This is a genomic window from Burkholderia lata (genome assembly GCF_902499335.1).
GTDB classification, from domain to species: Bacteria; Pseudomonadota; Gammaproteobacteria; order Burkholderiales; family Burkholderiaceae; genus Burkholderia; species Burkholderia lata_B.
In genome coordinates this window covers 459,679-482,451 of the sequence record NZ_CABVQK010000006.1, presented here as the reverse complement: position 1 = coordinate 482,451, position 22,773 = coordinate 459,679, and the positions used below count along the sequence as shown (strand labels likewise).

Below are 22,773 nucleotides of genomic sequence, written 5' to 3'. Positions count from 1 at the left end.
TCAGAGCACTTCGACATTGCCGCAGACGGAGATCGCCTGCCCGGTGATCCCGTGCCCGCCCGGCGAGCACAGGAATAGCGCGGTTGCGGCGATCTCGGCCGGGTCGGTCATGCGCCGCAGCGAAATCTTCTCGAGGTAGCGCTTCTCCATCTCGTCGTAACCGACGCCGAGCTGCTGCGCACGCGCGTCGATCACGCGGCGCATCCGCGGGCCGCGCACGATGCCGGGCTGGATCGCGTTCACGCGGATGCCGAGCGGCCCAAGTTCGATCGCGAGGCTCTTCACGAGGCCGACCACGGCCCACTTGGTCGCCGCGTAGGGCGTGCGGAACGCATATCCGAGCCGGCCCGCCACCGATGACATCGCAATGATCGCGCCGCCGTGTTTCGAGTCGCGCAGCAGCGGCACCGCGCGGCGCGCGAACTGGAATTGCGCGTTCAGGTTGATCGCGACGGTTTGCTCCCACTGCACGGGGTCGATTTCATCGATGCCGCCGGTGGGGCCGGCGATGCCCGCGTTGTTGACCAGCACGTCGAGGCCGCCGAGCCTGGACGTTACGTCGGCGAACACCTGTTCGACGGCGGCCGGGTCGGATACGTCGGCCAGCGTCGCGCTGATCGCGACGGCCTTGGCGCGTGGTGGCCGGTCCGCGAGCGCCGCAATCGCGGCTTGCGATGCATCGCAGACATGCACACGCGCGCCGCATTCGGCGAAGGCGTCGGCGATTTCGAGGCCGATGCCCGATGCACCTCCGGTCACGAGAACGCGCAGGCCGTCATAGGGTTTCAGCAGGTCGGAAGCTGTCATGCCGGGTTGTCTCCATTGTTGGTATCGGGATGGCGGCCGCACGTGATCGGGCGCCCGCGGCAAGCGGTCGCTACGGCTTGGCGTTCACGGTTCGCGGCGTCTGTTCGGCCCGCAGCGTCTCCGCAAGATCGTGCGCGGCTCCGCCGATGTCGAGCGCGATGCCGGCCCGCACGCCCGCGCAGTCGCGTCGCTGGAGCGCGTCGACGATTGCGCGGTGCGCATCCATCGAGCGCCGCATGTGCGGGATGTCGAGTGCGACCATGTTGAGGAACGGCCCGACGCGCATCCACAGGTTCTCGACGATCGCGAGGGTGCTTTCGCTTGCGCCGTGCGCGTAGATCGCGCTGTGGAACGCGAAATTACTTTGCAGGTAAGCGCGCGAGCGGCCGGCCTCGACGTGCGCCTGCATCGTTTCGCAGGTCTTGCGCACGGCGGCAATCTGCGCGCCGGTCATTCGAGCGCAGGCGCGTTCGGCAATGCAGCCTTCGAGTGCGATCCGCACGTCGCGCAGCTCGTCGAGCATGTCGAGCGTCATCGGGGGCACGACGAGCGCACGGTTCGGGCCATCGACCAACGCGCGCTCGGCGCGCAGCCGCGTGAGTGCGGCGCGCACGGGCATCGTCGACGAGCCGACGGCCTCCGCGACGCTGCGCAGGCTCAACGCCTGGCCGGGCGCGAAACGGCCGCTCATCAGCGCTTCGCGCAGTTGCTGGTAGACCTTGTCGGCCATCGTTTCCTGTTCGATGGCTTTCAGTGCGGGCGGAACGATACGAGGTGCCAAAACCGGGTTCTCCTGGGTTTGATCTGCGATCTGTGATCACACTGTGGATGTGCGAAGTGTTGACGATCGAGGGAGTCGAGTCAAGTCGAACGGGATTGGGGAAAACGAGAGGGAGGCGATGCGAAACGGCTCGCAGACAGGTGCCAGGAAAGGCGCAATACATTACTAAATACTTTCGATTCATGCATGATGACGTGCTGGTTCGAGGGTCTCGGGGGAATTCCAAAACGTCGTGCAGTTGCGATTTTTCCGATGCGTCTCCTCCAGCCGAATTGATTTCAACAACAAGGAGTCAGGGTGAAACGACCGTCATTTGCCGTTGCATGGGCGGCATCTCAGCGAATTTACGATCCGGCGAACTCCGGTGCGCGCGTTGCAAAAGTGATAGGCGGATATGTCGAGAAGAACGTCAACAATCCAAGTTCGACAGAGCGATGGAGTAACACGTGTGCGGTGAGAATGAGCTATATCCTCGGCGAAGCCGGTATGGTGATGCCGCGAATCCCCGGGCAAACGGTATCGGGCGGAGACAGTCGGCAATACTTCTTTCGTGTCCGGGACTTGATTCGCTTTCTCGAGCAACGGTGGGGGAAGGCGGAGGGTGTCAAGTACCCGCCGTCGAACGGAGGGGCAGTGGCGGGCCGACAAGGCGTCATCCTGTTCGAGGTGTCGGGGTGGAGCGATGCGCAGGGCCACGCCACGCTGTTCAACGGGCGTACGTGTTATGACCATTGCTATTTCAACGAACCGGGCGCGCGGTATCGTACCGATCGCGCAAATTTCTGGAGTCTGTCATGAGGAGAGCCTGGATCGCTGTCATGTCGGCGTGCGTCGCGCTTCAATCTGCGATCGTGTGGGCAAAGGATGCAGCGCAAGTGTCGCCCGAAGCCGGCTCACGGACTTACATCCAGAACTTCAAGGATATGGTGCTGGCTGAGTGCCTGGCTACCGCTTACAAGCAGGAGCCCGGCGCGAGCAAGGATATCGGCAGCAGCATCAGTGCGTTGCGCGACTGGACCTACTACAACATGGAGCGTGCGCCTGACGCCGTTCACGCGCTGGTGGCGAAGTATCTTGCGCGCGATTACCGCAATCCGGTTGTCGAAACGGAGGTCGGGGATGTGAAGTTCGACTTCCTGAAATGCGTTGACCTTTACCACGGCAAGGAACTGGACGCAGTAGCAAGGAAACTCGTGTTGCGCCCGAACAACACGTATCGGGCGGAGAATTCGCTGATGCGACAGTAGTGATGTCCGGCGTCGAGGCCTGGCGGTGACCGCCACCGACATCCCGAGCGTGGTGGACGACGGAGGTAGGCGGCTCAACCGGTTCATCGAACCGAAGCCGCCAGCAAGGGATGAAGACCGCGCCGGAACGGCTCCACGCGGAGCCGCCGTCTTTCGCTTGCATCCGCGCGCGCCGCTGACAAGACGCGGCGCGGCGCTCAACCGGCACTCAGTGCCGCACCGGCTCGTCGTTCAGCGTGCCGAGGAACGCTTCGATATCCTTGATATCCTGCGCCGTCATCGCGGGCTTGTCGCCCGGCTTGCGATCGAAGGGCGCATCGGTCACGTCGACGTTCGCACGATATTTCGGCGGGATGTCGTCGTACTCGTCGACCTTGCCGTCCGCGCCGCGCGAATAGAACTTCTGCGGCGAGATGCTGCGCTCGTTATAGAACGCCATCACCTGGTCGAGCGTGTGGAACACGCCGTTGTGGAAGAACACCCGGCGCGTGGCCGAGTTGCGCAGCGTCGGCGTCAGGAACATCGCGCAATACTGCGTCTGGTCCTTCAGGTCGTCGCGGAACGGCCCGCACACGCCGAGATCGTAGAACGCCGGGTTGCGGTTCTGCACCAGTTCCTTGTTGCGCGGCGCGCCGAGCGCCTCGTACTGGTAATCGGTAAACATCGGCGGCAGCCCGTCCTTGCCGGGTTTCGACAGGTGGCAGCCCGCGCAATTCGCCTTGTCCGGATCGTTGAACAGGCGCAGCCCGCGCAACTCGGCCTGCGTGAGGCGCGCACGGCCTTCGAGCCAGCGGTCGTACTTGCTGTTGTACGGGTGGAACGACGGATCCTCCACCTGATAGCGCGCGATCGCGAACATTGCCTCCGACACAGCGAGCTGCGGGCTGTCGAACACACGCGCACCGAACAGCTGCTCGAGCTGCGCGCGGTGCGATGACTGCGCGAGCTTGCGCGCGACGTCGTCGATGCTCGCGTTCGCCATCTCGACCGGGTTCAGCAGCGGGCCGAACGCCTGCTGCTGCAGCGTATCGGCACGGCCGTCCCAGAACATCCCGCCCTGCGGCACGAGCTGCGGCGCGGCCGACGTGCCGGCCACCTTCTGCGCCTTCACGACACCGGCCGCCGACGCGGCCTGTTGCGCGACGCTCGGTGCGGCGTCGTTTTCACCGGCATCGGGGCCGATGCTGAAGTTCGGCTGGCGATACAGGTACATCAGCGACGGCGGCGGGCGATAGCCTTGTTGCGTCATCGCGAGGCCGCCCGGCTGCACGTCGAGCGCGTTCGGCGGGCCGTACGCATGATCGGGGCTGTGGCACGACGCGCACGACTGCTTGCCCGACGCGGACAGCGACGGATCGGCGAACAGCGCACGCCCGAGCTGCGCGACCGCTGACAGCGGCTGCGCGGCGGGCCGCTGCAGCACGACCGGATGCGGATTCGCGCCCGTCCAGTCGGCGACGACGGTGCCGATCGCCGCGGGCACATGCGCGGGGAACGCGATCGCGTACGCGCCATAGCCGAGCACGGCGGCGCCGATCACGAACGCCGCGCGGCGCAGGAGGCGGGATGGCGTGCGCGGCGCGCGGTTGCCGGTGGTGTCGGGAGACGGGAACGCGGGGCGAGCTGTCATGCTGTCGGTCGAAAATCGGGCGCTGCACGAAGCGGCGCGTTAAACGGAAACGGCCGGCGCGTGATGCGCCGGCCATGCGGTCATGCAATACCGGTCAGATCGCCGGTGCCGCGCTCAATGCCGTGCCGAGCGTCGGGTCGAGATACAGCGGCGTCGTGTTCGGCTTCGACGTGAAGTCGAACAGCGCGCGCAGGTCGCCCGCCGTCGCATCGAACGAACCGCCGCCGATGCGCTGGCCGCCGAGCCAGTTGTCCTCGATGAAGCGCACGACGGACGACTGGTCGATCATCGTGTGGTCGACGTAGTTCTGCTTCGCGTACGGCGAGATCACGATCAGCGGAATACGCACGCCCGGGCCGCAGCGGCCGTTCACGGTCGCGCCGTTCACGCCGGTGGTGCCGCCCGTGCCGCACTTGCCGCTGCCGTTGACCTGGTCGACCGGGTCCGACGACGCGCGGGTCGGCGCCGTGTACACGTGGTCGTACCAGCCGTCCGAGTCGTCATAGGTGACGATCACGGCCGTGTTCTGCCAGTCCGGCTGCTGCTGCAGGAAGTTGACGACCTTCGTCACGAACGCCTGCTCGTCGAGCGGATCCGAATAGCCGGCGTGCGCGTCCTGTGCGGCCGGGGCCTTCAGGTAGCTGACCGACGGGAAATTGCCGGCCTTCACGGCCGCGAAGAAGTCGTCCGTGTCGTACTGGTGGTTCGCCGGTTCGGTGGTCTTGCCGTCCGTCTGGAGGCTCGAGCCGATCGCCGCGACCGAGCTCGGGCGCGTGTGCTGCGGGTTCGCGGTCGACGCGTAGTACTGGAACCAGTTGTGGTGCGGGATGTAGTCCGACGTCGCGGCGTTCACGGCGGTGGCGACCGTGCTGCGGCTGCAGCCCGTCGTGCCGTTGCCGTTCGTCGTCGACAGGTTGAAGCCGCCCATGAAGCCGCCCCACGTGATCTTCGCGCCGTTCAACAGGTCGCCGATGTTCTTGCCCGACATCATCGCCTGGTCGGTCGTGCTCGAGCACACGTCGAAGCCCGGGTCGACGTCGTTGATCATCGTGAAGCCGCCCTGGCCGTCATTGATGTAGTACGAGCTCTTCGCGAGCGTCGACGGTTGTGCCGACGTCTTGACGATCTGCATCCCGTTGGTCTGCCCCGAGATGACGTTCAGCGCGCCCGGCGTCGACGGGCCATACGACGTCGTGTACATGTTGTCGCTCATCGCGAAGCGCTGCGCGTAGTTCCACAGCGCGGTCACGGTGTTGCCGTCGAAGTAGCCCATCACCTGGCCCTTCGTGCCGAACGCGCCGGCGCCGCCGGACGAGCCCTTGCCGGTGTATTTCGGGAACAGGTCGGCGAGGCCGTTGTCCTCGGCCTGCTGCTCGGCCGTGTACGCGTGGTTCTGGTCGGCGGTCGCGGCCTGCGTGCGGTCGAGGCGGAACGGGTTCGCCGCGTCGGTGCCGTTGGCCGTGTTCGTGAAGTTCGGGTTCGCGGTGAGCAGCGTGCCCGTCAGGCCGTTGGGCGTCGGCGTGCCGGACTTGGCGGTGAACGCCGGTTCGCCCGACGGGTTCGTCGCGTTCGGGTAGGTGCCGAAGTAGTGGTCGAACGAGATGTTTTCACCGTAGATCACGACGACGTGCTTGATCGGCGTGGCGGTCTGCAGCGCATCCTGCGACGACACGGCAGGCGTCGACGTGGGGTCGTCGCTGCCGCCGCAGGCGAACAGCGCCAGCGCTGCGGCTGCGCAGGCGGTGACGAGCAAGGCTTGACGGAACATCGGGAAACTCCAGGTAAGGTCTTCGATGGTGGAGAGCGGCCCCGTCGCCGTGTCGGTTCGGCGCGGAGCTCGTGAGAGAGCACGCGCATTGAAACAGTCGCGTATGAAGATATGGGGACGGAGTGATTTCGCGATGGTTGCGCTGCGGTATCGATTTCATTACGGCGGAATGCCGGGCGAAAGAGAACGGAAAGGGGCAGACCGCCCGCCACTTTTGCGTCACATACGGCTGCGCGCGGGGCCGCTGCCGCGGATCCCGCGCGGGGCGGGCGAAAGGGCGGGGTCGGCTGGTTTGCGCGCGGTGCTGCGCTGCGCCAGCTTTTTGACAATCGGATGACGGATTCATACGATGAACGCCCTGCGGCGACGATTCCGCGTGGCCGACCGTCAGTGAGTATTCAACGTGCCGATTCCCGTTCTGTTTGCGGTTCTGTGTGCGGCGTTCCTGCATGCGTCATGGAACGCGCTCGTCCGCAGCAGCGGCGACCGGCTGCGGTCGGCCACGGTGCTGCAGATCGCGATCGGGCTGTTCGCGCTGCTGTTCCTGCCGGCAGCGGCGCCGATCACGCCTGCGAGCTGGCTCTATGTCGTCGCGTCGGCTGTACTGCACGTCGTCTATACGCTGCTGCTGGTGCGCGCATACGAGCACGGCGACCTGACCGTCGCGTACCCGGTCGCGCGCGGCACCGCGCCGCTGCTCGTCACGCTCGGCGCGGCGGCGTTCGCGGGCGAGCACCTGAATGCCGGCGCGCAATGCGGGCTCGTGCTGATTTGCGCGGGCATCCTGGCGATCGGCCTGGAACGCGGGCGCGGCGCGAAGCACCGGATGATGCAGGTGCTGCCCACCGCGTTCGCGACCGGCGTGTCGATCGCAGCCTACAGCGTGGTCGACGGGATCGGTGTGCGGGAAAGCGGCAACACGGTCGGCTATACCGCGTGGATGTTCGTGCTGACGGGCGCGATGATGGCCGCGTACTACCGGCTGCGGGCGGGGCCGCTGCGGCTGACGCAGGATGTCGGCGAAACCGCGAAGGCGGCGTGCGGCGGCGTATTCGCGGCGCTCGCGTACGGCATCGTGATCTGGGCGATGGATCGCGCGCCGATGGGGCCGGTATCGGCGCTGCGCGAAACGAGCGTGGTGTTCGCGGCGCTGATCGCACGCGTGTATCTCGGCGAGCGGCTGACGCCGCGCCGGGCGGCCGGTTGCGCGGTGATCGCGGCAGGGGCGTTGTTGATCAGTGCGTTTGAAGCGGTGCGGTGAGCGGGCCGGCCGGGTGGGTCGGGCGCCCGGCCCGCCACCTCAGGCCTCAACCGGCATCGCACTCGTGCACTTGATCTCGTCGAGGCACACGCTCGAATGCACGCCGCTCACGCCGGGAATGCGCATCAGCGTCTCGAGCAGGAATCGCGACAAGCCTTTCAGGTCGTGCGCGACGACCTTCAGTACATAGTCGATGTCGCCCGTCACCGAGAAGCACTCCTGGATCTGCGCGAGATCGGACACCAGTTTCTGGAACTTCGACAGGTCGCGGATATGCCCGCGCTCCATCGTCACGTGCACGAAAGCGGTGACGCCGAAACCGAGCGTGTCGGGGCACAACCGGGTTTCGTAGCGACGGATCGCGCCGATCTCCTCCAGCCGCCGGTGGCGGCGCAGCGTCTGCGCGGGCGACAGGCCGACGGCCTTCGCCAGATCGAGGTTCGACGCGCGGCCGTTCTCCTGCAGGATCGATAGCAGATGGCGATCGAGGCGATCCAGAACCGGTTCATGCATTTTTGTTTCCTCGTTTGTCTCCTGGATGCAATCTTATCTCATAATGTAGGGTTTGCATGAACGGGTTACGAAACCCGATTTCGCCGTCGCGACGCTAAACTGACGCCGGATTTTCGTGTGCGAACGCAGCAATGCGGCGCGGCGACAGTCGGCAGCCGGTCTGGCGGGCACGCCGACGCGAATCGGGCGCCGCCACGCGAAGATTGCAGTCCCCAACCCGGCGGCTCCACGAACGGCCCCGGCACAGCAAAACAGCGCCCGGCACACCGAGGCGCGCCGCACCGCTTCAGGCGGAGGCGGACAGAGTGGAGAAGACATGGTTTCTGGAAACGAGAGCGACGGCCTGAAGCGCGGGCTGAAGAACCGGCACATCCAGCTGATTGCGCTCGGCGGCGCGCTCGGCACGGGGCTGTTCCTCGGCATCGCGCAGACGATCAAGATGGCCGGCCCGTCCGTGCTGCTCGGCTATGGGGTGGCCGGCATCGTCGCGTTCTTCATCATGCGCCAGCTCGGCGAGATGGTCGTCGACGAGCCCGTCGCCGGCTCGTTCAGCTACTTCGCCAACAAGTACGTCGGCCACTTCACCGGCTTCCTGTCGGGCTGGAACTACTGGGTGCTGTACATCCTCGTCAGCATGGCCGAGCTGTCGGCCGTCGGGATCTACGTGCAGTACTGGTGGCCCGGCGTGCCGACCTGGGTGTCGGCACTGGTGTTCTTCGTCGCGATCAACCTGCTCAACCTGGCAAGCGTGAAGTCGTACGGCGAGACGGAATTCTGGTTCTCGATCATCAAGGTCGCCGCGATCGTCGGGATGATCGGCTTCGGCGGCTGGCTGCTCGCGAGCGGCCATGCGGGGCCGGAGGCGAGTGTCCGGAACCTGTGGCAGCACGGCGGCTTCTTCCCGAACGGCGTGTCGGGGCTCGTGATGTCGATGGCCGCGATCATGTTCTCGTTCGGCGGGCTGGAGCTGATCGGCATCACCGCGGCCGAGGCCGACGATCCGAAGCGCAGCATTCCGCGCGCGACCAACCAGGTGATCTACCGCATCCTGATTTTCTACATCGGCGCGCTCGCCGTGCTGCTGTCGCTGTATCCGTGGGAAAAGGTCGTCACCGGCGGCAGCCCGTTCGTGCTGATCTTCCACGCGATGAGCAGCAACCTGGTGGCCAACGTGCTGAACGTGGTCGTGCTGACGGCCGCGCTGTCGGTCTACAACAGCGGCGTGTACAGCAACAGCCGGATGCTGTTCGGCCTCGCGAAGCAGGGCAACGCGCCGAAGGTGCTGTGCTCGGTGAACAAGCGCGGCATTCCGCTCGCCGCGCTCGGCGCGTCGGCGCTCGCGACCGGCGTGTGCGTGCTGGTCAACTACTTCATGCCGGGCAAGGCGTTCGAGGTGCTGATGGGCCTCGTCGTGTCGGCGCTGATCATCAACTGGGCGATGATCACGCTGATCCACCTGAAGTTCCGCCAGGCCAAGCGTGCAGCCGGGGAGGAGACTTCCTTCCGCAGTCTGGGCTATCCTTTCACGAATTACCTGTGCCTGGCATTCATGGCCGGCATTCTCGTCGTGATGTACCTGACGCCGGATCTCCGCCTGTCGGTGTACCTGATCCCGGTATGGCTCGCGGTGCTCGCGGTCGGGTATCGCTTCCGTCAGAAGAATGCAGGCTACGCGGTGCACGACGGCGCATCCGCACGCTGACGCAGGCCAAGACCGATCATTCTTCCAAACGAGACCGACATAGCCATGTTCGAACACATCGACGCGTACCCGGGCGACCCGATCCTGACGCTCAACGAGAACTTCCAGAAAGATCCGCGCGACCAGAAGGTCAACCTGAGCATCGGCATCTACTTCGACGCCGAAGGCCGGATTCCGGTGATGGGTGCCGTGCGCGAAGCCGAAACCGCGCTGCAGCGCGACAGCAGCGCGAAGCCGTACCTGCCGATGGTCGGCCTGGCCGCGTATCGCGACGCCGTGCAGGCGCTCGTGTTCGGCGCCGATCACCCGGCCCGCGCGGCCGGCCGCATCGCGACGCTGCAAACGCTCGGCGGTTCCGGCGCGCTGAAGGTGGGCGCCGATTTCCTGAAGCGTTACTTCCCGGAATCGCAGGTATGGCTCAGCGACCCGAGCTGGGAAAACCACCGCTTCATCTTCGAGCGCGCCGGCTTCACGGTGAACACGTACCCGTACTACGACGAGGCGACGGGCGGCCTGAAGTTCGACGCGATGCTCGCGGCGATCGACGCGCTGCCGGCGCGCAGCATCGTGCTGCTGCACGCGTGCTGCCACAACCCGACCGGTGTCGACCTCGACGAAGGCCAGTGGGAGAAGCTGATCGACGTGATCGAGGCGCGCGGGCTGCTGCCGTTCGTCGACATGGCCTACCAGGGCTTCGGCGCGGGCCTTGACGCGGACGCATTCGCGGTGCGCGAACTGGCCCGTCGCGGCGTGCCGGCGCTGGTCGCGAACTCGTTCTCGAAGAACTTCTCGCTGTACGGCGAGCGCGTGGGCGGCCTGAGCGTCGTCTGCGAGGACGCCGCCGCGGCCGACCGCGTGCTCGGCCAGCTGGCCGGCGCCGTGCGCTCGAACTACAGCAACCCGCAAACCTACGGCGCGAAGGTCGTGGCGGCCGTGCTCGGCACCCCTGCGCTGCGCAAGCAGTGGGAAGAGGAACTGTCGGCGATGTGCCGCCGCATCGCGCGGATGCGCCAGTCGATCCATGACGGCCTGCGCGACCACGTCAGCGGCGAGGCATTGACGCGCTACGTGAAGCAGCGCGGGATGTTCACGTACACGGGCCTGACCGAATCGCAGGTCGACGCGTTGCGCGAAGTGCACGGCGTGTACATCCTGCGTTCGGGCCGGATGTGCGTCGCGGGCCTGAACGACTCGAACGTCGCCATCGTCGCGGACGCAATCGGCAAGGTGCTGAAGAGCGGCGTCTGATCGCGGCGCGCCCCGCGCGCAACGCGACTGGCCGAACCGGCTGTCTCCCGCAAGGGAGCAGCCGGTTTTTTATTATGCGGCGCAATGTGCGCCACCCGGCTGACGCGGGGGCAGGCGCGGGGGTACGATCACAGAATCTGACGCAACTCGGAAGGAGCGACATGGGCATCCGGATCATCCAGCTCGGCACGCCGCGCGCGGCCGGCGAAGGCCTGCGGATCGGAACGGTACGGCGGCCGCCGCGCGGTGTGCCGAAGGCGGAATTCGCGTCGCGCAACTACTATGATGTATGGTTGCCGACGCTGTCGCCGAGCCCCGAACTCGTTGCGCGGGCGCAGGCCGCCGAAACCGATGCGGAATGGAACGCGTTCAAGCGCCACTTCCGCGCGGAGATGGCGCATGGCGACGCGCCGAAGGTGCTGGACCTGCTGGCGGCGCTGTCGGCGACCACCGCGTTCTCGATCGGCTGTTACTGCGAAGACGAGCGTCATTGCCACCGCAGCGTGCTGCGCGAGCTGCTCGCGGAGCGCGGCGCGGCGATCGAGCCCGACGCGGGCTGAAAGCGGGCCGACGCGGCGTCGTACAGCCGCGCCGGCATGCTGCCGCGCCGTGATCGTGCGGCGCAGCGAACCGGTTGACGTGGGTCAAGCGTGCGGGCGCGCGCGCCACTATGCTCTTGTCATGGAGCGATCACGACGATGACAGGCGGACAGATGCAGATTGCCTTCCCGCCGGAACCACCCGAATATTGCGCACGCGACCTGGTCGTGGCGTTTTCGGCACTGGTCGACGGGCGTTGCGTACAGTGCGCGGTCACGGCCGAGGCGCTGGAAGATCATTTCGGCGCGCCGTCGCTGCTCGAACGCGACCTGCTGGCTGCGTTCGAGGCGCACAGGTCGGCGATCGAGGCGATGGCGCGACGGATGCTCGAGGAAATCGGCGGCCGGCCGGTGCTGCTGCACAGCGGCCACTTCCGGCTCGGAGACTGATACCCCAGCCCCAGGAGGGTGCATGACACTGCAGGGCAACATTCACGAACGCGACTGGTCCGTCGAAGTCGAGACGCGCCCGTGCGAATCGGGCGAATTCCGCTGCCGTGTGTCGGTCGAGCATGGCAGTGGTGCCGCGCGTTTTCATCACACGTTCGAGCACAGCCATGCGTATCCAACCGAGCGCGAGGCGATGATCGAAGGGCTGCGGGCCGGCATGACGTGGATCGAGATGAAGACGTCGCAGACCTTCAACGTATGAACGATCCCGCGCCGACGAAGGCGCGGGCAGACTATCGGCCGGGCAGCGATCGAAGAAATCGCGCCGTGCCACGGGTAACACGTGCCGCCGCCTTTCGGTGCGGGCGGCACATGCAAGGCGGTCGACGAGCGGGCGGCCCCGTCAGGAGACACGACATGGGCGTGGGCATGCAGATCGCCTGCCTTGGATTCGCGGGTTCCGCCGCGGTCGAAGCCGAAGCCGGCGCGCAGCTGGTGCGGCTCGAACGGTTTCGCACGCTGATTGCCGGCTGCCACCTCGCGATCGAATCGCGAGCCGCAGCCGATGGCGCACGCGAGTACGACGTGCGGCTCGACCTCGTGATGCACGACACCGCACTCTGGCCGCTGCCGCCGTGCGTCGGCAACGATGTGGACGATGTGCTGTGCCGCGCGTTCAGGCAGGCCGAACAGGCGCTGATCGCGTGCCAGGCGGGCGGTGCAAGGGTGGGGCTGCGCGACGCGGCGACCGGCGGCGCGGTGCGATGATGCATCGCGCGCGGGGCCGGGGCCGCGCACGCCGCCAGACGTAGTCCTGGCCTTGTTCCGTCAGACCCGTGCGAGCGCTTGCGAGTCGATGATGCGCACGCGCTTGCCGCGCGTTTCGACCAGCGCTTCGCGATGGAACCGCGAGAACATCCGGCTGACGGTTTCGAGCTTCATCCCGAGAAAGCAGCCGATTTCCTCGCGCGTCATCCGCAGGTTGAATTCCGTCGCCGAATAGCCGCGCGCCTCGAAGCGCGACGACAGGTTCAGCAGGAAATGCGCGACGCGCTGCTCGGCCGACATCGTGCCGAGCAGCAGCATCTGGCTCGATTCGCGGACGATCTCGCTGCTCAGCATCTGGTAGAGGAAGTGCTGCATCGGCTTGATCTCGCGGCAGGCTGCTTCGAGCGCGCCGAACGGGATGATGCACACGACGCTGTCTTCGAGCGCGATCGCGTCGCAGCAGTGCTGGCCGCCGCCGATGCCGTCCATCCCGAGCGTTTCACCGGCAATCTGGAAGCCCGTCACGTGCTCGCGGCCGTCGCGATGCATCATCACCGTCTTGAACGAACCCGCGCGTACCGCATAGATGCTCTGGAACGGATCGTCGGTGCGGAACAGCGCGTCGCCCTGGCGCACCTGCCGGGTCGTGCAGATGATCGCGTCGAGGCGGCCGTATTCGGCCGCGGTCAGGTGCGGCGGCAGGCACATCGAGCGCATTGCGCACACCGAGCAGCGCGCGGCGGGATGTTTGGCGGCGTCGGCACGCGTGACCGCGCGAAGCGGAATCGTCGGCCGAGGCGTGATGGATACGTCGGCGGCGCAGGTGGTGGCTGTGGACATGAGTCACTCCGGCTCGTCAGGGGCGGTGCGCGCGAGCGTGCACCAGGGATTCGATGACACGGCATGCGGCGTCGAATTCGACAGTCTTGTCGAAGAAGTAATCGGCTCCGGCCGACGCGCATGCCTCTCGGAATGCCGGCGCCGAGTGATTCGTCAGCACGATCGTGACGATGCGCGGCGCGGCCTTCGACAGCGTCCCGATCAGGTCGAGACCGCTGCCGTCCGCCAGCCGCAGGTCGACGATCACCACATCCGCATGGCTGCTGCGGATATGCGTCCACGCGTCCTGGCCGTCTTCCGCTTCGCCCACGACGGCGACGCCGCGGATCGCGCCGACAAGCAGCGCGATCCGCTGCCTGACGGCGACGGCGTGATCGACGAGAAACACCCGGAGCGCGGCGGGTAACTGGCTGGCATTCATGCGGGCAGTATCGTGTTGCGCCGCCGAAAATGAAATCGGCCGAATTGGAAGTTGATGTAGGCCGGTGCGACGCGTTGTAGGGCGATTCCTACAACGCGTACGGGAAACCGCCGGAGCGGCTTCGAGGTGATGGTGCCGCGAGCGCGGCTGAAGGGGGGCTGCCGGGTCAGCCGGCCCGGCGCGCGGCCAGTGCATTGCGCGCCGTGCGGCACGCGGCGAGATCCCATGCCGCACAGCCGACGCTCTTGAACAGCAGCGGCCCGTTGCGGTCGAATGCGCCGCCCAGCACGTCGGCGAGCGACGCGACGTGCTGCCAGTCGACCTGCGCGACGATCAAGTCGCCCGCTTCGTGGCGCGCGCCGGCCGGATCGTCGACGACCAGCCGGCTGGCGCGCACCGTGTTCGCGTCGATCTCGGCCGCGTCCGCGGTGAACGCGCCGACGCCGACCACGAGCCGGCCTTCGCGCGCGGCTTCGCGATAGACGGGCGTGCGGCTCGTCGTCAGCGTCACGACGACATCGATCACATCGGGAATCGCGTCGCCGTCGAGCGGGACGAGACGCGGCGCTTGCGCGCGGTGTGCGGCACAGAAGGCGGCCACGCTGTCGGCGTTCGTGCCGCGCACGTGGAGGCGTGCTTCGGGAAAGATCGCGGCGAGCGCTTCCGCGTGATTGGCCGCCTGCTTGCCGGTGCCGATCAGCAGGATGTCGTGCGGGGCGGCGCCGTGCAGCGCCTGGATGCCGAGCGCGGTGATGGCCGCCGTGCGGCGTCCGGTGACCGTCGGGCCGTCGAGCGCGAAGCGCATCTCGCCGGTGGTCGCGTCGTATGCGGTCACCTGGCCGAGGATCGTCGGCAGCCCGCGCGCGCCGTTGCCGGGGCACACGTTGACGAGCTTGTGGGTCGCGAGATCGCGCGCGCTCGACGGCATCGACAGCATCACGCCGCCGGCCTGCAGCGGCACGACCAGGCGTTCGGGGCTGACGATCTCGCCCGCCGCATAGTCGGCGACGGCCTGCCTGAGCGTGGCGAGCAGCGCCGGGTAGTCGAGCAGCGCGGCCGTGTCGGCCGCATCGAAAACGGGAATCGGGGAAAGAGCGGTCATCGTGTACGTCGCATGCGTCGGTGAGCGTGGACGACGGGCGCATGCCGCGCCCGCCACAGGGCTGCCGGATACCGTGACACAAGGCAGTGTGGATCGAATCTATACCACTTGCTGGCCCACCCGCAACCCAGAAAATAAAGCGCCTCGCCATTTTTGGTTCTAATATCTGTCCAGAAGGGGCGCCATGGCCTCGATGCCGGCGCGCTCCGGTATAGTGCGAACCCATTCCAGATTCACGCCCGCGACCGGGCAGGAGCCATACGATGATGTCCGCGCGTCCCGACACACTCGAAGGCGGTTTCAGGCCGCTGCAGATCTACGAGCAGGTGGCCGAGAAGATCCGCGACGAGATCCGCGCCGGGCGCTATGCCGCCGAGTCGCGGCTGCCGTCCGAGCGCGAACTCGCGGGGTTGTTCCAGGTCGGCCGGCCGGCCGTGCGCGAAGCGCTCGGCGCGCTGCAGAACGAAGGGCTCGTGTTCACGAAGCGCAATTCGGGCACCTACGTCGTCGCGTCGCCGCTCGACGTGCTCGCGCATCGCGGCGACACGCACCGCGCATCCGAACCCGATTTCAGCCCGACGTCGACGCTCGACGTGCGGCTGATCCTGGAGCCCGCGATCGCACGCCTCGCGGCCGCGCACGGCCGTGCCGACCCGGGCGCCGAACGCTATCTGGCCCAGATGGAAACCATTACCGACGTCGACGATCCGCATCAGCGCGCGTTGTGGAACGAGAGCGACCGGCTGTTCCACCGGCAGCTCGCGCTGATGACCGGCGACGCGCTGATCGTGAAGATCGCGGACGAAGTCGCGAAGACGATGGACCAGCCGCTGTGGAAGCGGCTGAAGGACGACGGCATCTACGACTCGGGCCGGATCCGGCTCTACGTGTCCGAACACCGGCTGATCTACGAGGCGATCGTGTCGGGCGACGCTGACGCGGCGGCGTTCTATGTCGAGCAGCACATCCGCCGCGTGCGGCGCGACATCACGCCGAAGTGACAACGTCAGGCTCGTTCTGGTCTGAAAAATGACCAGAATCGAAGTTTTTATTTTGAAATTGCTTGCATGGTGACCACGCGTGTCCTACATTGGTTTCACACAAAACCAATCAGGAGACATCATGCGACACCTCGTTACCGCGCTCTCGGTGGCCATCGCCGCCGGCGCGCTGACTTCCGCGCACGCGCAGGAAGTCGTGATGATCGGCCATTCGGCGCCGCTGACCGGCCCGCAGGCCGCGAACGGCAAGGACAATGAAAACGGCGCGCGCCTGGCCGTCGACGAACTCAACAAGGCCGGCATCAAGGTCGCCGGCAAGACCGTCACCTTCAAACTGGTTTCCGACGACGACCAGGCCGACCCGAAGGCCGGCGTGCAGGTTGCCCAGAATCTCGTCGACAAGGGCGTCGTCGCGGTGCTTGGCCCGTACAACTCGGGCGTCGCGATTCCGGCATCGCGCGTGTACTCGACTGCCGGCGTGCCGATGCTGCCGGTTGCGTCGAACCCGGCGCTGACCAAGCAGGGCTTCAAGAACATCTTCCGGATCGGCGCGAGCGACGAACAGCTCGGCGGCACGATGGCCACCTTCGCCGCGAAGACGCTGAACGCGAAAACCGCCGCCGTGATCGACGATCGCACCGCGTACGGGCAGGGCGTTGCCGAGCAGTTCATGAACGTCGCGAAGGCGAACGGGATCAAGATCGTCGACCAGGAATTCACGAATTCGTCGGCCACCGACTTCCTCGGCATTCTCACCAAGATCAAGGCCAGCAACCCGGACGTGATCTTCCTCGGCGGCTATGCGGCACAAGGCGCGCCGATGGCCAAGCAGATGAAGCAGCGCGGTCTGCGCGCGAAGCTGCTCGGCGGCGACGGCATCTGCTCGGCCGACATGGGCAAGGTCGCGGGCGACGCGGCGTCGATCGTCTACTGCGCGCAGGGCGGCGTCGCGCTCGAGAAGACGGCGGCCGGCCGGGAATTCCTGAAGAAGTACCACGACACGTATCACACCGATACGCAGGTCTACGGCGTGAACTACTACGACGGGATGAAGCTGCTCGCCGATGCGATGGTCAAGGCCGGTACGACCACCGACAAGGCGAAGCTGATCGCGCAGTTGGCGAAGTCGAACTATGCGGGCGTCGCGGGCACCTATTCGTTCGACGCGAACGGCGACCTGAAGGGCGCGCCGACCAGCGTCTACGTGATCCGCAACGGCCTGCCGGAACCGTACGCGAAGTAACCGGCCGGCCTGCCATCGGACGGCGGCGCGGCCGCCGTTCTTCGTTTAACCCCTTCGCTCGACCATGAAAATTTCCCGATCCCTTTCCACCGTCGAAGTCCACACGGGTGGCGAAGCGTTCCGCATCGTCACGAGCGGGCTGCCGCGCGCGGCCGGCGCCACGATCGTCCAGCGCCGCGCGTGGCTCAAGGAAAACGCCGACGAGATCCGCCGCGCGCTGATGTTCGAACCGCGCGGCCACGCCGACATGTACGGCGGTTACCTGACCGAGCCCGTGTCGCCGAATGCCGATTTCGGCGTGATCTTCGTGCACAACGAAGGCTACAGCGACCATTGCGGGCACGGCGTGATCGCACTGTCGACCGCGGCCGTCGAGCTCGGCTGGGTGCAGCGCACGGTGCCGGAAACGCGGGTCGGCATCGACGCGCCGTGCGGCTTCATCGAGGCGTTCGTCAAGTGGGACGGCGAGCATGCGGGGCCCGTGCGCTTCGTCAACGTGCCGTCGTTCATCTGGCAGCGCGACGTGTCGGTCGAGACGCCGTCGTTCGGCACGGTGACGGGCGACATCGCGTACGGCGGTGCGTTCTATTTCTACGTCGACGGCGCGCCGTTCGACCTGCCGGTGCGCGAAGCGGCGGTGGAAAAGCTGATTCGCTTCGGCGCGGAAGTGAAGGCCGCCGCGAACGCGAAGTACCCGGTCGTGCATCCGGAGATTCCGGAAATCAACCACATCTACGGCACGATCATCGCGAACGCGCCGCGCCACCCGGGCTCGACGCAGGCGAACTGCTGCGTGTTCGCGGATCGCGAGGTCGACCGCTCGCCCACGGGTTCCGGCACCGGCGGCCGGGTCGCACAGCTCTACCAGCGCGGGCTGCTTGCGGCCGGCGACACGCTCGTCAACGAATCGATCGTCGGCACGGTCTTCAAGGGGCGCGTGCTGCGCGAAACGACGGTCGGCGACATCCCGGCCGTGATTCCGGAGGTGGAGGGCAGCGCGCATATCTGCGGGTTCGCGAACTGGATCGTCGACGAACGCGATCCGCTGACCTACGGTTTTCTCGTGCGCTGAGTTACTGCGCCGATCGGCTGCGCGTGGCGCGGCCTCCCGTTTGTAGTACCAGGCTTGGCGCGTCGTTCCCGTTGCGGGGCGCGCGCCTTTTTTGCGTGTGAACCGCCGCGCGGCCGCGCCGTGTGTGCCGCCGCCACGCCATCGCAGTCCGGCGGGCCGCGCGAGTTTGGTACGATGCACCCTTTTCAGCCGAGCTCCACCCGCGTGAATCGCCGAAACGTGTCGTCAGTGCGTGACTTCTGTGCCAGATGGGTCGCGCGCGCCCAACCCGTCGCGGCTGCCGCCGTCGCGCGGGTCAAGCCTCTCGCCGCCACCGCGTGGCACCATGTCCGTCACCCGACGCGCCGCGGCGTGCTGCTTGCCGGCGCCGCCGTGCCGGCGCTGTTCGTGGTCTACGTGGTCGTGCTCATCCCGTTCACGCCGGGCATCGGCGACATCCGCAAGGCGCGCGTCGACCAGCCCGCGCAGGTGCTGTCCGCCGACGGCAAGCTGCTGGCCGAATTCAAGCCGTCGAACCGCGAGTGGGTGCCGCTCAAGCAGATCTCGCCGCACATGGTCGACGCGCTGATCGCGACCGAGGATCACCGTTTCTACGAGCACCACGGCCTCGACTGGAAGCGCACGGCGTCGGCCGCGCTCCATACGTTCTCGGGCAGCCGCCAGGGCGGCTCGACGATCACGCAGCAGCTCGCGCGCAACCTGTATCCGGACGAGATCGGCCGTGCGCCGACGCTCACGCGCAAGGTGAAGGAGGCGATCACCGCGCTGAAGATCGAGGCCGTCTACAGCAAGGACCAGATCCTCGAGACCTACCTGAACACGGTGCCGTTCCTGTACAACGCGTACGGCGTCGAGATGGCCGCGCGCACCTATTTCGACAAGTCGGCCGATGAGCTCGACGTGCTCGACAGCGCGACGCTCGTCGGCATGCTGAAGGGCAACAGCTACTACAACCCGGTGCTGAATCCCGAGCGTGCGCTGCAGCGGCGCAACACGGTGCTCGGCCAGATGGTGAAGTACGGCAAGCTGTCGCCCGCGCAGTTCGCGCAGTTGCAGCGCCGGCCGCTGCGGATCGACTTCGAGCGCCAGAAGGAACCGCCGGGGCCCGCGCCGCATTTCGCGCAGCAGCTGCGCAAATGGCTGATCGCGTGGGCCGACCGCAACGACTACAACATCTACTCGGACGGGCTGATCGTGCGCACGACGATCGACTCGCGGCTGCAGCAGATGGCGACGCAGGCGCTCACGCTGCAGGGCAACCAGCTGCAGGGCATCGCGAATAACGCGTGGAGCGGCCGCGACGGCTGCGGCACCGACAACGAGGTGTTCCGCACCTTCATGCGCGAGTCGCCCGAATACAAGGCCGCGCAGGACGCCGGCAAGGACGACGCGGCCGCGATGAAGCTGCTCGCGGCCGACCGTGGTTTCTTGCGCGCGCTGTGCAAGACGAAGACCGACGTGCAGGCCGGCTTCCTCGCGATCGATCCGCGTGACGGGCAGATCCGCGCGTGGGTCGGCAGCCGCGACTTCACCAACGAGCCGTTCGACCACGTCGCGCAGGCGCGGCGCCAGCCGGGCTCGACGTTCAAGCCGTTCGTCTATGGCGTGGCGTTCGCGAACGGGATGACGCCGGACGACACATTCATCGACCAAGCGGTCGAGATCCCGTTGAAGGGCGGCGAGATCTGGCGGCCGAACGACGACGTGCCGCCGACCGGCAAGCCGATGACGCTGCGCGACGCGGTCGCGCTGTCGCGTAACCGGATCACCGCGCAGGTGATGGAGAAGGTCGGGCCGGCTTCCGTGGCAAGGCTCGCACGTGACATGGGCGTGCGCGAAAGCCCGCTCGAACGCGTGCCGTCGCTCGCGCTCGGCACGAGCCCGGTCACGCTGAAGGAGATGGTCGCGTCGTACGCGACCATCGCGAACGGCGGGCTGTATGTCGAGCCGCAGATGGTGACGCGCATCGAGAACCGCCAGGGCGACGTGCTCGCCGAATACGCGCCGGCGCCGCCCGAGCGCGCGCTCGACGCTGAAACCGACAAGACGCTGCTCAGCGTGATGCGCGATGTCGTGACGCGCGGCACGGGCGGCAGCATCCGCACGCGCTTCGGGATCCGTGGCGACGTGGCCGGCAAGACGGGCACGACGCAGGACAATGCGGACGGCTGGTTCATCCTGATGCAGCCCGGCCTCGTTGCCGGTGCGTGGGTCGGTTTCGACGATGGCCGCGTGACGCTGCGCAGCGATTACTGGGGGCAGGGCGCGCACAGTGCGCTGCCGATCGTCGGCGATTTCTTCCAGCGTGCGCAGCGCGCCCGGATCGTCGACACGAAGATGAAATTCGATACCGAGCCGTCGCCGGGCTGGTTCGCGTCGCTGCGCGAACGCGTGACGGATCTGTTCGACACGTGGTTCCCGCCCGAGTCGAAGAAGGCGCCCGTGCCGGTCAGGACCCAGCGGGTGGAACGTGCACCCGAGGCCGACGCAGGCGTGGCCTCGGCCGCGTCGGCGGCATCGGCGCCCGAAGCGGCATCGGGCGGTATCGTCGAGGAATGGGTGCCGGCGTCAGAAGTGGCCGCGTCGGCCGCCGCGCTGTCGGCGGGTGCGTCGCAACCGCAGCCCGCGCAGCCGCCAGCGGGGGCGAGCGCGGCGGGCGGAAGCAGCGCGGGATTTGGCGCCGCACCGGCTGCCGCCCCTTCGGCCGCACCGTCCCAGGCGCCCGTGCCGGCCGCGCCCGACGCAACCGGCACTTCGCAGTAACGGAGCCGTTCAGATTTCGCGCGAAGCTGCCGTAATCATGTTGTCATGACAGCTCGCGCGGTCGCTCCGCGCCTTCCGATGAGGCTATCTACCGACTACGTCCCGCTCGCGCGCGACGATCTTGCCGCCGGCGTCCCGTTCGGCTTCGATCTCTACGATGCCGACGGCGCCGCGCTGCTGCCGGCGGGCACGACGCTGCGCGATGCCGCGCAGCATGCCTTCCTGTTCGACCATTTCCGGCCGGTACGCCGGCGCGACGACGCCGAAGCCGAAGCGGAGCCTCGCGTGCCTGACGCGGTGCCTCACGCGCCGCGGATGGGGTTGTCGGCGGGCGCCTCGATCGGCATCCGTCGCCGGGTCGGCACGACCCGCGGGCTGCAGCGCTACCGCCTGATTGGCATCGCCGCATCGGGCGCGCTGTTCGTCGAGCCGCAGCCGGCGGCCGCGTTCGACTTCGCGCGCGGCGACGACATCGAGGCAGTCGCGATCGGCCGAGCCGCGGTGTCGCGTTTCGGCGCGACGGTCGAGTCGGTGCAGGCAGCGGGTGCCGCGCGGTTCCTGGTGCTGTCGCCGCCCGGCTTCGTCGACCGGCTGCGCACACGCGCGGAGCCGCGCGTGCCGGTGCGGATCGCCGCCTGCTGCGCGGGCGGAGCGGAGGGCGCGGAAGGCATCGGGATGGTGCACGACATCAGCGTGAGCGGGCTGTCGATTGCCGTCGACCGGCCGATTGCCGCAATCGGCGAACCGTTGCGCGTGCAGCTTCCGTACACGACGGGCGACCGGGTCGAGCTGCTGGCGCTCGACGGTACGGTGCGGGCCGTCCATGCCGATCCGGTGGCGCCCGCGCTGACGCTTCATCACGCGGCGTTCGGCGAGACCGGCGCGGACGACCTGATCCGCCTCAAGGCGCTGCTGTTCGACCGGCTGATGGCGTCATCGGATAACGGCCGGCGGCGCTGAGCCGTGGACAGGCGCACCGGGTGCCGCGTCGCGGTATTCAGTGCGTGAATGCCTACAATCATCTGATGATTTAATGGATTCCACGGCGATTGTATGTTTTCCGTCAACAGTGAATTCGCGATTTAAGTATTTACCCTGATAGCGTGGCCTCCTAGACTTCTACTCATGCGCAACGACCCCGAGTCCGAAGCGCCTGACAAAACAATTCTGGAGGTAACGCACCATGAAATCGCTGATCAAGGCAGTTGCACTGGCCGCCCTGGTGGCCGCACCGGTCGTCTCGTTCGCCCAATCGAACCAGCAGCCGCTGACGCGCGCGCAAGTGCGCGCCGAGCTGGTCCAGCTCGAAAAGGCCGGCTACAACCCGAACGACTGGATGAACTACCCGGAAAACATCCAGGCCGCGCAGGCCAAGATCGCCGCCGCGCAGAACACCGGCGCGCAAGCTGATGCAACGGGCTACGGTGCGAACGCTGCCGCGACGTCGCAGTCGGGTCAGCACGTGGTCGCGCCGGCCGCAACCGACCGTTCGTCGGTGTTCTTCGGCCACTAAGCCAGGCAGCGCCCGCAAGGGCGCCCGGTTTGCCGTCTGTTCTGAAACCCGTACACGGTATCCGTGTGCGGGTTTTGCATTTTGGCGGCCTCTGAATGGGCGGG

General features: G+C 67.0%; 23 protein-coding genes. 15 read left to right on the top strand and 8 right to left on the bottom strand.

Annotated elements, in window-relative coordinates; genetic code table 11:
• Complete coding sequence (locus BCO18175_RS17860; protein WP_174982877.1) at positions 1 to 807, bottom strand: SDR family oxidoreductase; 807 nt, start codon at positions 805 to 807, stop codon at positions 1 to 3.
• A 70-nt stretch (positions 808 to 877) separates the two neighbouring features.
• On the bottom strand, positions 878 to 1,588 hold the full coding sequence (locus BCO18175_RS17855) for a GntR family transcriptional regulator (protein ID WP_174913778.1): 711 nt from the start codon (positions 1,586 to 1,588) through the stop codon (positions 878 to 880).
• Positions 1,589 to 1,885: 297 nt separating this feature from the next.
• Here BCO18175_RS17855 and BCO18175_RS17850 point away from each other — a divergent pair, with 297 nt between their 5' ends.
• Positions 1,886 to 2,386 carry a type VI secretion system amidase effector protein Tae4 gene (locus BCO18175_RS17850; RefSeq protein ID WP_174969925.1) on the top strand — a complete coding sequence of 167 codons (501 nt, stop codon included), beginning with the start codon at positions 1,886 to 1,888 and terminating at the stop codon, positions 2,384 to 2,386.
• Positions 2,383 to 2,835, top strand: coding sequence for a type VI secretion system amidase immunity protein Tai4 (locus BCO18175_RS17845; protein WP_174982875.1), 453 nt, complete (start codon positions 2,383 to 2,385; stop codon positions 2,833 to 2,835). The genes BCO18175_RS17850 and BCO18175_RS17845 overlap by 4 nt, the downstream gene beginning before the upstream one ends.
• A 208-nt stretch (positions 2,836 to 3,043) precedes the next feature.
• On the opposite strand, the gene BCO18175_RS17840 is transcribed toward BCO18175_RS17845, so the two are convergent.
• Together BCO18175_RS17840 and BCO18175_RS17835 are read right to left on the bottom strand one after the other, a co-directional pair.
• Entirely contained in the window at positions 3,044 to 4,465 is a 1,422-nt protein-coding gene (locus tag BCO18175_RS17840; RefSeq protein WP_174982873.1) for a cytochrome-c peroxidase, read from the bottom strand.
• A gap of 94 nt (positions 4,466 to 4,559) precedes the next feature.
• On the bottom strand, positions 4,560 to 6,233 hold the full coding sequence (locus tag BCO18175_RS17835) for a phospholipase C (RefSeq protein ID WP_174982871.1): 1,674 nt from the start codon (positions 6,231 to 6,233) through the stop codon (positions 4,560 to 4,562).
• A 403-nt stretch (positions 6,234 to 6,636) separates the two neighbouring features.
• Here BCO18175_RS17835 and BCO18175_RS17830 point away from each other — a divergent pair, with 403 nt between their 5' ends.
• Positions 6,637 to 7,494, top strand: coding sequence for an EamA family transporter (locus tag BCO18175_RS17830; protein ID WP_174982869.1), 858 nt, complete (start codon positions 6,637 to 6,639; stop codon positions 7,492 to 7,494).
• A 39-nt stretch (positions 7,495 to 7,533) separates the two neighbouring features.
• Here the strand turns inward: BCO18175_RS17830 and BCO18175_RS17825 are convergent, their stop codons facing one another.
• Positions 7,534 to 8,007: an Lrp/AsnC family transcriptional regulator gene (locus BCO18175_RS17825; RefSeq protein WP_011355274.1), complete on the bottom strand. Its 474-nt coding sequence runs from the start codon at positions 8,005 to 8,007 to the stop codon at positions 7,534 to 7,536.
• Between the two features lie 316 nt (positions 8,008 to 8,323).
• Here BCO18175_RS17825 and BCO18175_RS17820 point away from each other — a divergent pair, with 316 nt between their 5' ends.
• The 6 genes from BCO18175_RS17820 to BCO18175_RS17795 all read left to right on the top strand — a co-directional run bounded on the left by BCO18175_RS17820 (position 8,324) and on the right by BCO18175_RS17795 (position 12,714).
• The gene (locus BCO18175_RS17820; RefSeq protein ID WP_174913796.1) at positions 8,324 to 9,709 is read left to right on the top strand and encodes an amino acid permease; all 1,386 of its coding nucleotides are present in this window, start codon (positions 8,324 to 8,326) and stop codon (positions 9,707 to 9,709) included.
• A 45-nt stretch (positions 9,710 to 9,754) separates the two neighbouring features.
• Entirely contained in the window at positions 9,755 to 10,957 is a 1,203-nt protein-coding gene (locus BCO18175_RS17815) for an amino acid aminotransferase (RefSeq protein WP_174982867.1), read from the top strand.
• A gap of 161 nt (positions 10,958 to 11,118) precedes the next feature.
• Entirely contained in the window at positions 11,119 to 11,517 is a 399-nt protein-coding gene (locus BCO18175_RS17810; protein WP_174982865.1) for a DUF488 domain-containing protein, read from the top strand.
• A 138-nt stretch (positions 11,518 to 11,655) separates the two neighbouring features.
• On the top strand, positions 11,656 to 11,946 hold the full coding sequence (locus BCO18175_RS17805) for a DUF1488 domain-containing protein (protein ID WP_174913805.1): 291 nt from the start codon (positions 11,656 to 11,658) through the stop codon (positions 11,944 to 11,946).
• A 22-nt stretch (positions 11,947 to 11,968) separates the two neighbouring features.
• Entirely contained in the window at positions 11,969 to 12,208 is a 240-nt protein-coding gene (locus BCO18175_RS17800) for a UDP-glucose 4-epimerase (RefSeq protein ID WP_089497012.1), read from the top strand.
• A gap of 155 nt (positions 12,209 to 12,363) precedes the next feature.
• Positions 12,364 to 12,714: a metal ABC transporter ATPase gene (locus BCO18175_RS17795; protein ID WP_174982863.1), complete on the top strand. Its 351-nt coding sequence runs from the start codon at positions 12,364 to 12,366 to the stop codon at positions 12,712 to 12,714.
• A gap of 60 nt (positions 12,715 to 12,774) precedes the next feature.
• Here BCO18175_RS17795 and BCO18175_RS17790 read toward each other — a convergent pair whose 3' ends face one another.
• The 3 genes from BCO18175_RS17790 to lhpI all read right to left on the bottom strand — a co-directional run bounded on the left by BCO18175_RS17790 (position 12,775) and on the right by lhpI (position 15,077).
• Entirely contained in the window at positions 12,775 to 13,554 is a 780-nt protein-coding gene (locus BCO18175_RS17790; RefSeq protein ID WP_174982861.1) for a helix-turn-helix domain-containing protein, read from the bottom strand.
• 16 nt (positions 13,555 to 13,570) lie between these two features.
• A complete protein-coding gene (locus tag BCO18175_RS17785; RefSeq protein WP_174913814.1) occupies positions 13,571 to 13,975 on the bottom strand; it encodes a response regulator transcription factor in 405 nt (134 codons plus the stop codon).
• A 166-nt stretch (positions 13,976 to 14,141) separates the two neighbouring features.
• A complete protein-coding gene (gene lhpI / locus BCO18175_RS17780) occupies positions 14,142 to 15,077 on the bottom strand; it encodes a bifunctional Delta(1)-pyrroline-2-carboxylate/Delta(1)-piperideine-2-carboxylate reductase (RefSeq protein ID WP_174982859.1) in 936 nt (311 codons plus the stop codon).
• Positions 15,078 to 15,340: 263 nt separating this feature from the next.
• Here lhpI and BCO18175_RS17775 point away from each other — a divergent pair, with 263 nt between their 5' ends.
• The 6 genes from BCO18175_RS17775 (at position 15,341) to BCO18175_RS17750 (ending at position 22,669) form a co-directional block, all read left to right on the top strand.
• Entirely contained in the window at positions 15,341 to 16,078 is a 738-nt protein-coding gene (locus BCO18175_RS17775) for a FadR/GntR family transcriptional regulator (protein ID WP_174982857.1), read from the top strand.
• A 121-nt stretch (positions 16,079 to 16,199) separates the two neighbouring features.
• Positions 16,200 to 17,321, top strand: a complete 1,122-nt coding sequence (locus BCO18175_RS17770) for a branched-chain amino acid ABC transporter substrate-binding protein (protein WP_174913823.1) — start codon at positions 16,200 to 16,202, stop codon at positions 17,319 to 17,321.
• A 64-nt stretch (positions 17,322 to 17,385) separates the two neighbouring features.
• Positions 17,386 to 18,393 carry a trans-3-hydroxy-L-proline dehydratase gene (gene lhpH / locus BCO18175_RS17765; RefSeq protein ID WP_174913826.1) on the top strand — a complete coding sequence of 336 codons (1,008 nt, stop codon included), beginning with the start codon at positions 17,386 to 17,388 and terminating at the stop codon, positions 18,391 to 18,393.
• A 174-nt stretch (positions 18,394 to 18,567) separates the two neighbouring features.
• Positions 18,568 to 21,156 carry a penicillin-binding protein 1A gene (locus tag BCO18175_RS17760; RefSeq protein WP_174982856.1) on the top strand — a complete coding sequence of 863 codons (2,589 nt, stop codon included), beginning with the start codon at positions 18,568 to 18,570 and terminating at the stop codon, positions 21,154 to 21,156.
• A 78-nt stretch (positions 21,157 to 21,234) separates the two neighbouring features.
• A complete protein-coding gene (locus BCO18175_RS17755; protein ID WP_174982950.1) occupies positions 21,235 to 22,116 on the top strand; it encodes a PilZ domain-containing protein in 882 nt (293 codons plus the stop codon).
• A 223-nt stretch (positions 22,117 to 22,339) separates the two neighbouring features.
• The gene (locus BCO18175_RS17750; protein WP_174913832.1) at positions 22,340 to 22,669 is read left to right on the top strand and encodes a DUF4148 domain-containing protein; all 330 of its coding nucleotides are present in this window, start codon (positions 22,340 to 22,342) and stop codon (positions 22,667 to 22,669) included.
• Positions 22,670 to 22,773: the final 104 nt, after the last annotated feature.

Coding starts and splice junctions, on each gene's coding strand:
- BCO18175_RS17860 (WP_174982877.1), bottom strand. CDS start 807: ATGACAGCTTCCGACCTGCTGAAACCCTATGACGGCCTGCGCGTTCTC.
- BCO18175_RS17845 (WP_174982875.1), top strand. CDS start 2,383: ATGAGGAGAGCCTGGATCGCTGTCATGTCGGCGTGCGTCGCGCTTCAA.
- BCO18175_RS17840 (WP_174982873.1), bottom strand. CDS start 4,465: ATGACAGCTCGCCCCGCGTTCCCGTCTCCCGACACCACCGGCAACCGC.
- BCO18175_RS17835 (WP_174982871.1), bottom strand. CDS start 6,233: ATGTTCCGTCAAGCCTTGCTCGTCACCGCCTGCGCAGCCGCAGCGCTG.
- BCO18175_RS17825 (WP_011355274.1), bottom strand. CDS start 8,007: ATGCATGAACCGGTTCTGGATCGCCTCGATCGCCATCTGCTATCGATC.
- BCO18175_RS17820 (WP_174913796.1), top strand. CDS start 8,324: ATGGTTTCTGGAAACGAGAGCGACGGCCTGAAGCGCGGGCTGAAGAAC.
- BCO18175_RS17815 (WP_174982867.1), top strand. CDS start 9,755: ATGTTCGAACACATCGACGCGTACCCGGGCGACCCGATCCTGACGCTC.
- BCO18175_RS17810 (WP_174982865.1), top strand. CDS start 11,119: ATGGGCATCCGGATCATCCAGCTCGGCACGCCGCGCGCGGCCGGCGAA.
- BCO18175_RS17805 (WP_174913805.1), top strand. CDS start 11,656: ATGACAGGCGGACAGATGCAGATTGCCTTCCCGCCGGAACCACCCGAA.
- BCO18175_RS17800 (WP_089497012.1), top strand. CDS start 11,969: ATGACACTGCAGGGCAACATTCACGAACGCGACTGGTCCGTCGAAGTC.
- BCO18175_RS17795 (WP_174982863.1), top strand. CDS start 12,364: ATGGGCGTGGGCATGCAGATCGCCTGCCTTGGATTCGCGGGTTCCGCC.
- BCO18175_RS17790 (WP_174982861.1), bottom strand. CDS start 13,554: ATGTCCACAGCCACCACCTGCGCCGCCGACGTATCCATCACGCCTCGG.
- BCO18175_RS17785 (WP_174913814.1), bottom strand. CDS start 13,975: ATGAATGCCAGCCAGTTACCCGCCGCGCTCCGGGTGTTTCTCGTCGAT.
- lhpI (WP_174982859.1), bottom strand. CDS start 15,077: ATGACCGCTCTTTCCCCGATTCCCGTTTTCGATGCGGCCGACACGGCC.
- BCO18175_RS17775 (WP_174982857.1), top strand. CDS start 15,341: ATGATGTCCGCGCGTCCCGACACACTCGAAGGCGGTTTCAGGCCGCTG.
- BCO18175_RS17770 (WP_174913823.1), top strand. CDS start 16,200: ATGCGACACCTCGTTACCGCGCTCTCGGTGGCCATCGCCGCCGGCGCG.
- lhpH (WP_174913826.1), top strand. CDS start 17,386: ATGAAAATTTCCCGATCCCTTTCCACCGTCGAAGTCCACACGGGTGGC.
- BCO18175_RS17760 (WP_174982856.1), top strand. CDS start 18,568: ATGCACCCTTTTCAGCCGAGCTCCACCCGCGTGAATCGCCGAAACGTG.
- BCO18175_RS17755 (WP_174982950.1), top strand. CDS start 21,235: ATGAGGCTATCTACCGACTACGTCCCGCTCGCGCGCGACGATCTTGCC.
- BCO18175_RS17750 (WP_174913832.1), top strand. CDS start 22,340: ATGAAATCGCTGATCAAGGCAGTTGCACTGGCCGCCCTGGTGGCCGCA.